The sequence below is a fragment of the Chitinophaga polysaccharea genome (assembly GCF_007829335.1).
In the GTDB taxonomy this organism is placed as follows: Bacteria; Bacteroidota; Bacteroidia; order Chitinophagales; family Chitinophagaceae; genus Chitinophaga; species Chitinophaga polysaccharea_B.
Map to the genome: position 1 here is coordinate 306,690 of NZ_VIWO01000002.1, position 13,742 is coordinate 320,431.

11 protein-coding genes are annotated in these 13,742 nt (G+C 47.0%); 6 read left to right on the forward strand and 5 right to left on the reverse strand.

Translation table 11 applies throughout. The features are described 5' to 3' along the window. The first annotated feature begins 52 nt into the window (after positions 1–52). Positions 53–1,993 carry a threonine--tRNA ligase gene (gene thrS, locus FHW36_RS09305; protein ID WP_145666111.1) on the forward strand — a complete coding sequence of 647 codons (1,941 nt, stop codon included), beginning with the start codon at positions 53–55 and terminating at the stop codon, positions 1,991–1,993. Positions 1,994–2,163: 170 nt separating this feature from the next. After that, the gene (infC, locus tag FHW36_RS09310; protein WP_145666114.1) at positions 2,164–2,844 is read left to right on the forward strand and encodes a translation initiation factor IF-3; all 681 of its coding nucleotides are present in this window, start codon (positions 2,164–2,166) and stop codon (positions 2,842–2,844) included. An 89-nt stretch (positions 2,845–2,933) separates the two neighbouring features. Here the strand turns inward: infC and FHW36_RS09315 are convergent, their stop codons facing one another. From FHW36_RS09315 to FHW36_RS09325, 3 genes are all read right to left on the reverse strand, one after another. Next, positions 2,934–3,449 carry a hypothetical protein gene (locus FHW36_RS09315; protein ID WP_145666117.1) on the reverse strand — a complete coding sequence of 172 codons (516 nt, stop codon included), beginning with the start codon at positions 3,447–3,449 and terminating at the stop codon, positions 2,934–2,936. Between the two features lie 37 nt (positions 3,450–3,486). Continuing rightward, on the reverse strand, positions 3,487–4,065 hold the full coding sequence (locus FHW36_RS09320; protein ID WP_145666119.1) for an HD domain-containing protein: 579 nt from the start codon (positions 4,063–4,065) through the stop codon (positions 3,487–3,489). A gap of 201 nt (positions 4,066–4,266) precedes the next feature. Then, positions 4,267–5,475 (reverse strand): serine hydrolase domain-containing protein, encoded by a 1,209-nt coding sequence (locus FHW36_RS09325; protein ID WP_246121122.1) that lies wholly within the window; start codon positions 5,473–5,475, stop codon positions 4,267–4,269. 317 nt (positions 5,476–5,792) lie between these two features. Here FHW36_RS09325 and serA point away from each other — a divergent pair, with 317 nt between their 5' ends. From serA to FHW36_RS09345, 4 genes are all read left to right on the forward strand, one after another. Beyond that, the gene (serA, locus tag FHW36_RS09330; RefSeq protein WP_145666122.1) at positions 5,793–7,028 is read left to right on the forward strand and encodes a phosphoglycerate dehydrogenase; all 1,236 of its coding nucleotides are present in this window, start codon (positions 5,793–5,795) and stop codon (positions 7,026–7,028) included. A 101-nt stretch (positions 7,029–7,129) separates the two neighbouring features. Continuing rightward, the gene (locus FHW36_RS09335) at positions 7,130–8,338 is read left to right on the forward strand and encodes a hypothetical protein (protein ID WP_145666124.1); all 1,209 of its coding nucleotides are present in this window, start codon (positions 7,130–7,132) and stop codon (positions 8,336–8,338) included. A 163-nt stretch (positions 8,339–8,501) separates the two neighbouring features. Further along, positions 8,502–9,260, forward strand: a complete 759-nt coding sequence (locus FHW36_RS09340) for a hypothetical protein (RefSeq protein ID WP_145666127.1) — start codon at positions 8,502–8,504, stop codon at positions 9,258–9,260. A 32-nt stretch (positions 9,261–9,292) separates the two neighbouring features. Then, positions 9,293–10,879: a S41 family peptidase gene (locus FHW36_RS09345; protein WP_145666130.1), complete on the forward strand. Its 1,587-nt coding sequence runs from the start codon at positions 9,293–9,295 to the stop codon at positions 10,877–10,879. Between the two features lie 70 nt (positions 10,880–10,949). On the opposite strand, the gene FHW36_RS09350 is transcribed toward FHW36_RS09345, so the two are convergent. Beyond that, a complete protein-coding gene (locus tag FHW36_RS09350; RefSeq protein WP_145666132.1) occupies positions 10,950–13,199 on the reverse strand; it encodes a glycoside hydrolase family 20 protein in 2,250 nt (749 codons plus the stop codon). A gap of 150 nt (positions 13,200–13,349) precedes the next feature. After that, positions 13,350–13,643, reverse strand: a complete 294-nt coding sequence (locus FHW36_RS09355) for a phosphoribosylpyrophosphate synthetase (RefSeq protein ID WP_145666134.1) — start codon at positions 13,641–13,643, stop codon at positions 13,350–13,352. Positions 13,644–13,742: the final 99 nt, after the last annotated feature.

Sequence of the window (13,742 nt, forward strand, 5' to 3'; positions counted from 1 at the left end):
TATAAAGGAAATATAGCCCATATGACGTAGTATGGCGCTAACAGCAAAACGTATGATAAATATCACTTTTCCGGATGGCGCAGTTCGTCAGTATGAACCAGGAGTAACTGCATTGGACATTGCCAAATCCATCAGCGAGGGATTGGCGCGTAAAGTATTGGCAGCAAATGTGAACGGGCAGGTAGTGGATGCTACGCGCCCGATTTTGACGGATAGCACACTACAGTTGCTGACGTGGGTGGATAAGGATGGCAAGGCAACGATGTGGCACTCTTCCGCCCACCTGATGGCCGAGGCCCTGGAAGCCCTGTATCCTGGTGTGAAACTGGGTTACGGACCCTCTATTGAAAACGGATTCTATTACGATGTTGACCTGGGCGATCGTACCATTTCGGAAGAAGATCTGAAAAAGATTGAAGCCAAAATGGTGGAGCTGTCTAAGTTAAACAGCGAGTATATACGCAAGGATATCAGCAAAGCAGATGCGCTGGCTTACTTTACAGAGAAAGGAGATCAGTACAAAGTAGAAACCATCAATGAACTGGCGGATGGCAGCATTAGCTTCTATACCCAGGGTGGTTTTACAGATTTGTGCCGTGGTCCGCATATCCCGAACACCGGCTTTATCAAGTCGATCAAGCTGACCAGCATTGCCGGTGCTTACTGGCGTGGGAATGAAAAAAATAAGATGCTGACCCGCATCTATGGTATTACTTTCCCTAACCAGAAGGAGCTCGACGAGTACCTGACCCTGATCGAAGAAGCGAAGAAACGTGATCACCGTAAGCTGGGTAAGGAACTGGAGTTGTTTGCCTTCTCTGAAAAAGTGGGGTTGGGGCTGCCTATGTGGCTGCCTAAGGGCGCTATGCTCCGCGAGCGTTTACAACGGTTCCTCCAGGAAGCACAGATTGCCAGTGGTTACCTGCCAGTGGTAACTCCGCATATCGGTAACAAAAATCTGTACGTGACTTCCGGTCACTACGAAAAATATGGTAAAGACAGTTTCCAGCCTATTCACACGCCGGAAGAAGGCGAGGAGTTTATGCTGAAACCGATGAACTGTCCACATCACTGTGAGCTGTACAAGGTAACGCCTAAATCCTACAAAGACCTGCCGGTTCGTTTTGCCGAATTCGGTACCGTGTATCGTTATGAGCAACACGGCGAACTGCATGGCTTAACCCGTGTAAGAGGGTTTACCCAGGATGACGCACACTTATTCTGCCGTCCTGATCAGGTGAAGGCGGAATTCCAGAAGGTGATAGACCTGGTGATGTATGTGTTTAACAGTCTCAGTTTTACCGATTTTACCGCGCAGATTTCCCTGAGAGATAAGGAAGATCGCAGTAAGTACATTGGTTCAGACGAAAACTGGGAGCTGGCAGAACGGGCGATTATCGAATCTGCCGCCGAAAAGGGTTTGAATACCGTGGTGGAATATGGTGAAGCGGCCTTCTATGGTCCTAAGCTGGATTTCATGGTAAAAGATGCATTGGGCCGTAAGTGGCAGCTGGGTACTATCCAGGTGGATTACAATCTGCCAGAGCGTTTTGAGTTGGAGTATATCGGCGCCGATAACCAGCGTCATCGCCCGGTAATGATTCACCGTGCGCCATTTGGTTCACTGGAGCGGTTTATAGCCGTGCTGATAGAGCACTGTGCGGGCAAGTTCCCGCTATGGCTGGCGCCTACCCAGGTGAAGATTTTACCGATCAGTGATAAAAGCCAGGAGTACGCAGAAAAAGTAGCAGAATTGCTAAAAAAAGCGGAAATTCGCGCTGAAATAGACGATAGAAGTGAAAAAATAGGCAAAAAAATCCGGGAAGCTGAGCTGGCAAAAATTCCGTACATGCTCGTCCTGGGTGAAAAAGAAGCCGCCGATAATGTAGTAGCTGTTCGTCGTCAGTCTAAAGGTGATATGGGAACTATGCAAATTGACGCTTTTACTGCGTTGATCAATGAAGAAGTAGCGAACCGGAAACCATTAGAATAGTGATGTAATAAATGTGGAAAAAAGGTATATAAAACAATGAACATTACTAGAGAAAGGTATGTTTATTGCTATAATTTTCCCCTTATTTTTGTAGAAATTGTTTTTGGTCCATGGAAGAGAATGGACCATGGACTAAATGGACAATTAATTAATTAATTTTAATTTTCTTAATGCAACAAAGACCCAGACCAAGTTTTGGCGGTAACAACAACAACCGGGGAAGAAACCCCAACTTCCGCAGGGAACAACAACAAGAACATCGCACCAACAGGATGATACGTGTCCCTGAGGTTAGACTTGTAGGTGAAAACGTTGAAGTCGGTGTTTACAGAACGGAAGAAGCACTCCGTATGGCGGAAGAACAGGGATTAGACCTGGTAGAAATTTCTCCAAATGCAGTGCCTCCTGTTTGTCGTATTATCGACTACAATAAATTCCTTTACGAGAAGAAGAAGAAGGAAAAAGAAATGAAGGCGAAGGCGCATAAGAGCGAAGTGAAAGAAATTCGTTTTACGCCTAACACCGATGATCACGATTTTGATTTCAAGGCCAAGCACGCAGAAAGCTTCCTGAAAGACGGTAACAAGGTAAAAACCTATGTTCAGTTTAAAGGTCGCGCTATCATGTTTAAAGAGCGTGGCGAGTTAATTCTCCTCAAATTCGCTGAAAGGCTGGCAGAAGTAGGTGGTTTGGAAAGCATGCCTACCATGGAAGGTAAGCGTATGATTGCCATCTTTGCGCCGAAAGCAGCCAAGAAGAAAGAGAAGGAACCTAAAGAGCCGAGAGAACCAAGAGAGCCGAAGGCAGCAACTCCTCCGTCATCTGCTGATGCGGGTGGTAGTGCAGAGTAATCACCAACGGTTATATACCTGATTAAGAAAAGCAGCACAACGGGGTGTAATACCTCGTTGCGCTGCTTTTCGTTTATGGCTTGGGTATTCTACTGAATGGCTTTCAGCACCTTCTTTGCCCTCGACCGGATACCAGGTGTGGGATTGGTTTCCAGCTGGTCTTCCACCAGCAGGCGGATCTCGTTTTTAATATCGGGATAGTCTTTCGCTAAACCGGCCAGGATGCTCATCGAAAAGGCTTTTACCGCTACTGGTTCTTCCGGGTCTTCCAGGAACCGGAAGCAGCTGTTCATCACTGCACCGTGAAGGGGAGTGGGGATGTCAAGGTATTGTAGTATCCTGAGCACATTTCTTTTAACGGCTACGGGGATACCGGCATCTTCCATCCTGGCCACCATGGCGGGCAGGTGAGTAGTCAGCAGTGCCGGGTGTTTCATGGCCACAAAGCTGATGACCCAGGCGGCTCTTTGTACCACGCGGTATTCATCTTCCAAAAATAATTGCATGAGCTGCCGGAAGCGGGAAACGCTATTGCCGATCCAGCCTGCGATGTACAGCGATTGCGTACGGGAATGTTCTGCCAGTATGGCTGTTCTAAGGTCCATACCGGAAAGTTAATACAAGTAGCTTAATCAGCCTGGTTTATTGATAATGCTCCAGCAGGTAGGACAGCGTCTTCTGTTTCATCCGGCTAATATCTTCAGGCATTACCGACATGTCGGTTTCCTTACCCATATCGTCCCATATTCTTATCTGGATGTATTGATGGAACAGCGGATCACTGCGGAAAGCAAGGGCTTCTTCTTCAGTCATAGGCCCGCCCTGGTATTCGAGGGTTTGTTTGCTGGCTTCAGAAAGCGTATCGTAGTAAGCGCTATCGGACCAGGTGAGATAACGTTTGGCGGCCACATGACTTCCGACCAGCTTAGCCATCCTTTCAGGAAATCCACATTCTACCAGGTAAGCGCTGCCCAGGTCGTCGTGCGCCTGGCTGCCATAGATGCCCATTTGCGCTTCCTGTTCAAAAAAATGCCCGATGTCGTGTAAGAAAGCGGCGACAATCATCTCATCATCGAATCCTGTACTTTCTGCTATCAGGGCGGCTTGCATCATATGCATCATCATCGTTACCTGTTCTCCGTATTCCTGGTGCCCGAGACGTTCGTATAAATCAAAAATATTGTTGATAACGGTGTGTGCATGTAGTTCGTTGTCGGTCATTTTCGTATATTAATTCGTATATTAATGAGGGTTAGGACTGTTTTTCAGTAGTTGTGGTAACGCTTATCGCAAATGTAATGGCTATCGGTGCTAAATCTGCACAGGTGTTGTTATCTAATTATTAAGGTCTTGGATACGGCGGGGCATAAAAAAAGCCCCGCTATAAACGGGGCTGGTTTAAGATCTTTACCGGTCGTTGATTTATTCTTCTCCTGCTTCTTCGCCATCACCATGGCCCAGTATTTCACGTATTGGTTTTACTGCCTGGTAAATGCCACGGTTATATTTGTTGCCTAATATAATCAGGGTAGTGGAGTCTTGTACAAAGCGGTAAAACACGGTATTGTTACCATGCCACCATCCGTTGTGGTAGACGATATTTTTGGTGCTGTCAGGGTATACCATCAGTCGCCATCCCAGGCCATAGTTGCGTACGCCGGGTTTCTCGTTGCTGTAAGGCGTGTAGGCTACTTTCAGGCTGGCTTCATTCAGAAACTGGCCGGAGTAAAGCGCCTGGTCCCATTTCAACATATCTTCTGCGGAGCTGTAGATACCTTTATCGCCCATGACGCCATCGAAATAAGTGTCGGGTTCAAACTGCCCGTTATATTTGTGGCTTTGTGTCTGGTGTGCATGTACTGCGCTGCCCGGATTAAATACAAAGGTGCTGTTCATGCCCAGTGGTTTGAATATGGTTTGGGTCATGAAGTCGGCATATTTTTGTCCGCTTACCTTTTCTATGATGGAAGCCAACAAGAGATAGTTGGTATTGCAATACTGGAAGTGAGTGCCCGGCAGATGCTGCATGGGTGGCTTATGTACTTCCATCAGTTTAATTACTTCATCGTTGGAGATAAAGCCTGATTCTTTTTTCCAGAGGCTGTCACAGAAGTAGAGGTAGTTCGGAAGGCCGCTGCGGTGGCTTAACAGCATACGTACATTGATTCCCTTGTAGGGGAATGTGGGAAAGAACTTTTGCAGGGAATCGTCCAGGCTGAGTTGTTCTTTTTGTACGAGCCATAGTACGGCTGCGCCGGTAAATGTTTTGGATACGGAGGCCAGCTGGAAGGCAGAGCTGTCCACAATTGGCGCCTTGGTGCGGGAGTTTTCGTACCCATGATATTTCTCAAAAATCACGACACCTTTCCTGGCCACAATCATCGCGCCGTTGAACCCACTACGGACGAGTTTACCGTTATAAAATGCTTCCAGTTCCTGTTGCATTTGTTTGGTGCGGGATGATTTAAGGATGGCTTCCTTTTCCGCATTGTTTAATCCTAATGTATAAAGAACACTGTCTGTTGTTGCTTTCTTTCTGTTTGCTTCTCTGCGTGCTGCATTGCTCTGGCAACTTGATACAATTGCAATTCCCGATATTAAAATGATACTTACTGCTTTCAATCGCTTCATTAGAGGAGTGTATACTAGCTTTCTTAATTCAAATGACCCTTAACAAAAATACAAGGCGTTAAATTTATACTCAAAGTGTATGATTGCCAAATAAAAACAGTGTTTTCAGATCGTTTTAATGGGTTTTTAAGCCCAAAAGCTAAAAAAACTTCAAAATTTGTCCCTGATACGCGTGTTTTTTTGATAAAATCGAATTTGATGTTCCTACTATTTGAATATTCCCCGACATAGAGTAGGTTTGTGCCCTGTTTCCCCGCTATCAGCAATTATTAAGCCAATTGCAACACAGAGATACACATATAATCTAGTATAATATTATGGACCAGCAAAAGTCGACAAGTTATCCGAAAGAGAAGATCAGTATTTTATTATTGGAAAATATCAGTGATGCCGCCGTGGCAGAATTTACGTCGGCGGGATACCAGGTGCGTAAGTTGTCGGGTGCGATGAATGAAGATGATCTGATCAACGAGATCAAGGATGTACATCTCCTGGGAATACGTTCTAAAACCAAGGTTACCCGTAGAGTGCTGGAGGCAGCAAAGAAATTGCAGGCAATAGGATGTTTTTGTATTGGTACCAACCAGGTAGACCTGAAAGCTGCTACAGAGCATGGTGTGGCGGTATTCAATGCGCCATACTCCAATACCCGTTCGGTGGCTGAACTGGTAATAGGATTATCCATCATCCTGATTCGCCGGATTGTAGATAAGAATGCTGCGGCTCATAATGGTACCTGGCTGAAGGAAGCTACCGGTAGTTATGAACTCAGAGGCAAAACGCTGGGTATAGTAGGGTATGGTAACATTGGTAGCCAGGTGAGCGTACTGGCGGAAGGTATGGGTATGAACGTCATTTATTACGATGCGGAAACCAAGCTGCCCCTGGGAAATGCAGAACAGCAACGTACCCTGAGGGAGTTGTTTAATAAGTCGGATATTATTTCCCTGCATGTGCCTTCCAGTAAAACTACTGCCAACATGATCACCAAAGAGGTGCTGGCAGATGCTAAACCGGGTGCTATTTTTATTAACTACGCACGTGGGGAAGTGGTAGACCTGGAAGCATTGAAGGACGCATTGCAGAGTGGCCTGTTGTCTGGCGCTGCCATCGACGTGTTCCCGGTAGAACCGGAAAAGAACGGGGCTTCTTTCAGTACGCCGCTGCAAAAATTATCCAACGTTATTTTAACGCCACACATCGGTGGTAGTACCGAAGAAGCGCAGCATAACATCGGGCTGGATGTGAGCAGTAAGATGCTCAATTATCTCGAGAAAGGTGCCAGCTTTGGTTCACATACCGTGCCCGCCATCAGCGTGCCACCGATTGAAAATACACATCGTATCCTGCACATCCACCAGAACGTGCCGGGCGTGTTGTCGGCGATCAATACCGCACTGTCTTCCAACAAAATCAATATCCTCGGACAATACCTGAAAACCAACGACCAGATTGGTTACGTAGTACTCGATGTGGATACCCGGTTATCACAGGAAGCGTTGGCACTGCTCAAAGAAGTGGAGCATACTATTAAAACAAGGTTGCTGTACTAATACTTACAACAGTATAAATATTTCTAAAAAAAGCAGGGATTTCTCCCTGCTTTTTTTGTTTCTTTATATTCATTTTTAAACCCTAATACCTTTTCTGTACTATGAGAAAATTAACCCTTTTCCTGGCGCTTTGCGCAGGATTGTTATCCCAGCAAACGAAGGCCCAGATTGGTAGTTATGATACCATCTATTTAAACAAGACCTATCGAAACAATATTTTCAGCAGTGTTTACTCGGCTAATTTCAGATCCGGGTTAAACTTTCAAACCGGGGCCTCCATTAATTCGGCTATCAGTAATTTTTTGGATCGTGGCTTCCAGTTCAGGTGGCTGGCAAATGATGTGGCAGTCGATTTTACCACAGACCGGGACCTTATCATGAAGTTAACTCCCGTTGGAGACCTGTCAGTAAAAAAATCCCTGAACGCGCCGCTTTTGACTGTAGGAAGTGCCACCGACAGTAACTATTATAAGCTGGTCATCGTGGGGCCTAACAGCCCTTACGGCCCGGATAGCAGGCGTGATCTTTCCTATGAGTTCGCCGGCGCCGGTAAAGCCGTTGTGCGTTCCTACAGGGGAGGATCCTGGGATACTTACCTGCAATTTTTAACGAGCGGGATCAATAACACCGGGGGGGAACCTAGTGTAAGAATGCATATTGGAGAGGACGGCAACGTGGGTATTGGCACTACTGCTCCGGCAAACCATTTGCAGCTGGCCACTTCAGCAGCGAATAATCCCAACATATTTTCTATCGTGAATACCGGCGTTGCCAATTCTCAAATGTTTATTGGCAACACGACGAGCAACTATGTTGTTACCAACCAGCGGGATGGCAATATCGTTGAAAGTTACAGGGACCTGCATGTAAGTGCCGCCAATGCAGGAAACATTTACTTCGAAACAGCCAGGGGAGGTAACACTGCGCCTGTCCGCATGACGATCCTGAATGATGGCAGTGTTGGTATCGGTACGGCTACGACGGGTACGAACAAGCTGGCCGTAGAAGGAACGATCGCTGCGAGAAAGGTGAAAGTAACTGCCGCCAATCCCTGGCCCGACTACGTGTTCCATGAAGGTTATCAATTACCACATTTGAAAGACCTGGCGCACTATATAGCGCAACATAAGCACCTCCCAGGCATACCAGACGCAGCAGCTATACAGCAGGAAGGGCAGGATCTGGGAGAGATGAACCGTAAATTGCTGGAAAAGGTGGAGGAACTTACCCTGTACATCATTGAGCAACATAAAAGAAATGACGAGCAGCAGGTGCAAATAGATATGTTATTGAAACAATTAAAACATTAACCGTATGTTTTGGGAGATGACGGCTATGTATATCTCCCAAAATTTCCCTTGTTAACTCCCCCAAAATGGCCATTCACCGACTCTTTTTCCCCATATACGCTTTTTATTGGTAGATTGTCAAAATTCTTTGCTAACCTTGTAGTGCAACTGAAAATATTAGCACATGAAAATGAAAAGGGCACTGACAACAGGAGCAGGGATAATAGCCGGATTACTGTTATTTGTAGAAGCTTCTGCGCAGGATGAACCTAACAAGTGGGCGCCAGCCAATATCAAGGTAGACGGACAAGCCACCGAATGGCCTAAGCCCCTCCAGTTTTATAATAATGAAACCAAGTTATTTTATACCATAGCCAACGATCAGGATAATATATACGTAATCGTAAGTGTACCTGATCCAAAGAGCCAGATGAAAATTATGCGTTCTGGCCTGACGCTTTCCGTGAATGCCACAGGGAAGAAAAAGGGAGGTGCTTCTATTACATTTCCCCTGACGGAAAACGTGAGCACCGGGGCGCCGGATGTACCCGAAGCTTCCAGGGCTTTAATTGCCGGCGAGCTGAAGAAGCAGGTATTGGCTAACGTTAAAGAAATTAAAGTATCGGGTTTTGAGGGCATACCAGATGGCAATATTCCAGTGCGTAATACGTTTGGTATTCAGACAGCCGGCACTTATGAGGCTGCCGGGAACCTGGTACTGGAGGTGGCGATCCCGTTAAAAACTTTGGGCGTTACCTCGTTAGCCAGTCAAGCCATTGCCTATCATTTTAAGGTGAATGCGATGAAACGGGAAGATAAAAAGGAAATGGAAGCCAAGCGGGCCAAAGGGCAGGCGGCTCCCATGCCTGGTGAGTATGAAGACAATTTCGCCATGTACTATTCTGCCGACTTCTGGACCAGGCAAACACTGGCCAATCACTAGTTGCGGCAGCGCAAATCGTTTTAACCGTTTTTATGTATAGAGAGCTGTTTACTACAGGAGCAAAAGCAATGTTGGCTGGCGTTTTTTGTGCCGGCGTTTTGATGTCTTGTCATAAAGACCATAATCCTGCCCCTGATCCGGGAACGGGCCCCGTAATTACGGATGCCATGAAGGAAGATTCCCTGCGATACCTGATGTACCAAATTATGCAGGTAACCTACGGCGATGGCGGGCGGAACGCGAGTACCGGACTACCCACTTATTACTGGAATAAATCAGTACCGGTGCTGAACCCCTTTGATAAGCAATTTGCCAATGCCGATAGTTTGCTGGAGCAAATGAAGCGATATGCCATTAACCCCACTACAGGAAAGCCCTTCGATCGTTATAGCTTCCTGGATCGCGATGGTACGCTTACCAACAAGCTGATGAACGGCGTTTCTTCCCAGGCTTATATCGCCGCTACCGGCTCGCTGGGACTGGATTATGCGCCAGTACTGGTACCGAATACCAATAAGGTAAGGTTGTTTGTATTATACGCCGACAAAAATAGCCCGGCAGGGCAGGCAGGTGTTACCAGAGGCTGGGAGATTACCAGCGTAAATGGAACGACCGATTTTAACGCCTCCAGCTCTTCGCTTGACTTTGTGTACAATGCCATCCTCAAATCGTCGAGTGTTACGCTGACGTTTAAGGTGCCTAACGTAAACGATCCGGTTACCCGCACCATTAATACCGCCAGCTATAACATCAACCCGGTATTGTTCGACACCATCTATACTGTGATCTCTAATCACGGTCCGGTGAAAGTAGGTTATTTCGGCATGTATACTTTTGCCAGTGTATTTAATGAAAAAGGACAGCCTACGGCGACGAAAATAGCACTGGATCAGACCCTGAGCAAATTTGCGGCACAAGGGATCAGGAACCTGGTGGTAGATCTCCGTTACAATGGAGGCGGCGCCACCACTACCGCTGAGTACCTCGATAGTGCGATTGCACCCGCTTCGGCAGCAGGGAAGGTCATGTACAAGTATAAGTATAATGAAGCCCTTACGCAGAACCTGAATGCCGCCGGCCTGGCCTCGCAGGTAAACTTCCCGGCTAATACCGGTGGTTTCACACTGGACAATGTTTTCTTTATTGTTTCCCGGGGTACTGCATCCGCCAGTGAGCTGACGTTGAACAACCTGAAGCCCTACATGAATGTAAGGTTGGTGGGAGATACTACCTATGGCAAACCGGTAGGATTCATCGATTTTAATATTTCAATGTACGACAACACACATCAGCCTAAATACCTGGCCGACCTGTATGCCATTAACTTTGAAACCATGAATGCAAAAGGAGAGGGCGGGTATTTTACCGGTATAGGTGAAGACTTCGGCGCCTTTGCACATGATTTTGTAAATGTTCCGTGGGGTGATACTACCGATCAGAATATCAAGCAGGCACTGAATTACGTCCGGACAGGTGCTTATCTGAGTATCCCGCGTAATGCGCGCCTTGCGGCAGCTCCGACCAGTGGAGGCAGTTTGCAAATCCCCATCCAGAACAGCCATCCGGCTCCTAATTTCAACGGCATGGTTGACTTCAGGATGAGGCAGAAGATCAGATAAAAATTCAACGAGAAAATAATAGCGTTTAGGCCTGCCCGTTAGTCGATACACTAGCAGGCAGGCCTAAACGTTAATAGATAATTACTTCATCTGCGAAGAGGAAGCCATGTTGCAGGTTCTTTGCATGTATCCGGATATACCTTGCCGACTGCCCCTTTAAATCAAACCGAAAGTCTTTAAACGTCAGTGTTGATTGCGTAACAGGTACGTCGTTGTCTATCTGTTTTACCTTCCTGAAATCTTTATTATCATCAGACACCAGTACTTCTACAAAGGCCGGGATATATACTCCGGGTCCGGTTTGCTGCATGAAGGAAACCGACAGACTTTTGAGCGCGGTGGGTTGATCCATATCGATGGTAACGTCCATATCTTTCCCTTCAAATCCCTGCCATTGGCCATCACCATAGGTGAGCGATCCCCGGTAACCATTTACCAGCGTGGATTCCCGCTGAGCAGGATAGCCTTTGCTGTAGGGGAGATTGTAGATCACCTTTTTGCCAAGTGCGAGGTGATCGTCGAGCTGCAGGGAAGCGGATTTGCCCGGCATGTTATTGTCTTTGAAGACCGCAGCAGTAACGGTGGCAGTACCGTGTACTTCAAAAGGACTGCCATACAAAGCCGACTGACTCGTGGGGACAGTACCATCGAGGGTATACCGGATCTGTGGTTGGTATTGCTCCGTACTGAAAGAAATAACAGTTTTATGTGCTGCGATATTTATAGCCGGGTGAATGGTAACCGCATACGACGGCCGGTAATAATTTACGTGTAGCCGTTGAAGTAAGCGATAGTGCGATTGTAACCGGCGTTGAAAGTCTGTCCATTCTTTATGCAGGGTATCCGACCAAACTACCTCCGACAATGCCAGCAAACGTGGATAGATCATATATTCCAGGTGGTCGGTAGTAGGAATATATTCTGTCCATGTATTGGCCTGAGCGCCTAATACATGTTGCGCAGCCTGGGGAGTCAGCTCTTCCGGTACTGGTTCATAACTATATACTTTTTCCAGTGGGAGATAGCCTCCAATGGCTTCCGGCTGAGTTGTGGGATCGGCCTGGTAGCTGTCGAAATAACAGAATCCGCCCGGTGTCATGATAACGTTGTGCCCAGCCAGGGCAGCGGCAATGCCCCCGGCTTCCCCGCGCCACGACATTACCGTGGCTTCGGGAGCCAGTCCGCCTTCCAGGATTTCATCCCAGCCCAGGAGCTTACGCTGGTGCGCCACCAGGAATTTTTCCATGCGACGTATGGCATAGCTCTGTAATTCGTTTTCATCTTTCAGGTGCTCCTGGCGTATACGTTGCTGGCATTTGGGACATTGCTTCCAGGCCTTTTTATCTGCTTCATCGCCACCGATATGGATATAGGGAGAGGGAAAAATATCCAGCACCTCCGTTAGTACATTTTCCAGGAAGTGGAAGGTACTGTCGTTACCCAAACAGAATTCCGAGTTTTTGTAGGGTAGCCCCGAACAGGATAACTGTGGATACACGGCCAATACTTCTTCTGAGTGACCGGGCATTTCAATTTCCGGGATAACAGTAATTCCGCGTTGGGCGGCATAAGCAACGATTTCCCGGGCTTCCTCCTGGGTGTAGTAGCCGCCATAGGCGTTGGGATCACCTTCGCGGGCATAATGGCGGTTGCCGTTCCACCATTCTTTCCAGCTGGCTTTATCCCTCCAGGCGGCTACCCGCGTGAGTTCAGGATACCGTTTTATTTCCAGCCTCCACCCGGCGCCATCGGTAAGGTGCCAATGAAAGGTATTCATTTTATACAGCGCCATCAGGTCGATAAAGCGCTTGATATAGCTGGCTGGAAAGAAATTCCTGGACACATCCAGGTGTACGCCGCGATAGCCAAAACGGGGATAGTCCGTAATTTCTGCGCAGGGAATGACAGTGGGAACGGGTTGTAATAACCGTAATTGCAACAACGATTGCATCCCATTTAATGCCCCTGTGCGGGTAAAGGCAAGAATAAAAACATGATCGGGTGTAACTTTTAACTGGTAACCTGCGGAATCGGAGAGTGCCGATTTATCGGCTACTCCGAAAACAATGCTATGGCGGGCCGGTTTGCCGGAAGTGGAGGCTACCTGAGAAAGGCCGGTAGCGCTGGCCAATAAGGTCGCTACTTCTTTAAAACGGGGAGTGCTGTATACTTTACTCTGGCTGGTAAAGGTAAAAGTGCCGGCGGTAGCCAATATCCTTGCCGGCCGGGGAATAAGATCCAGGTTGCCCCAGCTCTGGCTATGCAGAACGTTTGAAAGGCCCACTACCAGCAATAATAAACAGGTAATACGTTTTAACATGCGCAATGTTGAATAATAACCCGTGAAAGTAGCTTGTTTTAGGCGAAATATATGTAGCCGGCTGATAAAGTACCGGTATGTGTCAAAATACTATAAAAAAAACAGGTCCGGGCAGTAATACCCGGACCTGTTGACACTTGATGAAGATCGTTATTTTGATCCCAGTTTGCGGATCATATCTTCCGACATATCTTCTGAATAAACGCCATAGCCATACATCAGCACTCCTTTGGCGCCGGATTTGGTTTCAATGGCATATACTACGGCTTCATCTCCGGGATCACTATCACCTTCGAAACGATAGGTTTCTGTGATTTCAAAATCCTGCGGATGTATGGTGTTGCTGTTATGTTGTATGCTATCAAAAAGCAGGTTAAAATCGGCCAGGTATCCACGTGTACGCAGATCTTCAATGGCGGCGGTTACGGTATCATATACTCTCATACGTTCATTTATTACTTGTTACTAAGTTAGGGAAAAATGTGCAAGCAGGTAAAAAAGGAACAGCATAAAGCCGGTTGACTTTATGCTGTTCCTTTTTAT

What these genes read in the sequence shown, in the direction of transcription:
- FHW36_RS09335 (WP_145666124.1), top strand. Translation starts at nt 7,130, where the DNA reads ATGAGAAAATTAACCCTTTTCCTGGCGCTTTGCGCAGGATTGTTATCC.
- thrS (WP_145666111.1), top strand. Translation starts at nt 53, where the DNA reads ATGATAAATATCACTTTTCCGGATGGCGCAGTTCGTCAGTATGAACCA.
- FHW36_RS09325 (WP_246121122.1), bottom strand. Translation starts at nt 5,475, where the DNA reads ATGAAGCGATTGAAAGCAGTAAGTATCATTTTAATATCGGGAATTGCA.
- infC (WP_145666114.1), top strand. Translation starts at nt 2,164, where the DNA reads ATGCAACAAAGACCCAGACCAAGTTTTGGCGGTAACAACAACAACCGG.
- serA (WP_145666122.1), top strand. Translation starts at nt 5,793, where the DNA reads ATGGACCAGCAAAAGTCGACAAGTTATCCGAAAGAGAAGATCAGTATT.
- FHW36_RS09315 (WP_145666117.1), bottom strand. Translation starts at nt 3,449, where the DNA reads ATGGACCTTAGAACAGCCATACTGGCAGAACATTCCCGTACGCAATCG.
- FHW36_RS09345 (WP_145666130.1), top strand. Translation starts at nt 9,293, where the DNA reads ATGTATAGAGAGCTGTTTACTACAGGAGCAAAAGCAATGTTGGCTGGC.
- FHW36_RS09340 (WP_145666127.1), top strand. Translation starts at nt 8,502, where the DNA reads ATGAAAATGAAAAGGGCACTGACAACAGGAGCAGGGATAATAGCCGGA.
- FHW36_RS09355 (WP_145666134.1), bottom strand. Translation starts at nt 13,643, where the DNA reads ATGAGAGTATATGATACCGTAACCGCCGCCATTGAAGATCTGCGTACA.
- FHW36_RS09350 (WP_145666132.1), bottom strand. Translation starts at nt 13,199, where the DNA reads ATGTTAAAACGTATTACCTGTTTATTATTGCTGGTAGTGGGCCTTTCA.
- FHW36_RS09320 (WP_145666119.1), bottom strand. Translation starts at nt 4,065, where the DNA reads ATGACCGACAACGAACTACATGCACACACCGTTATCAACAATATTTTT.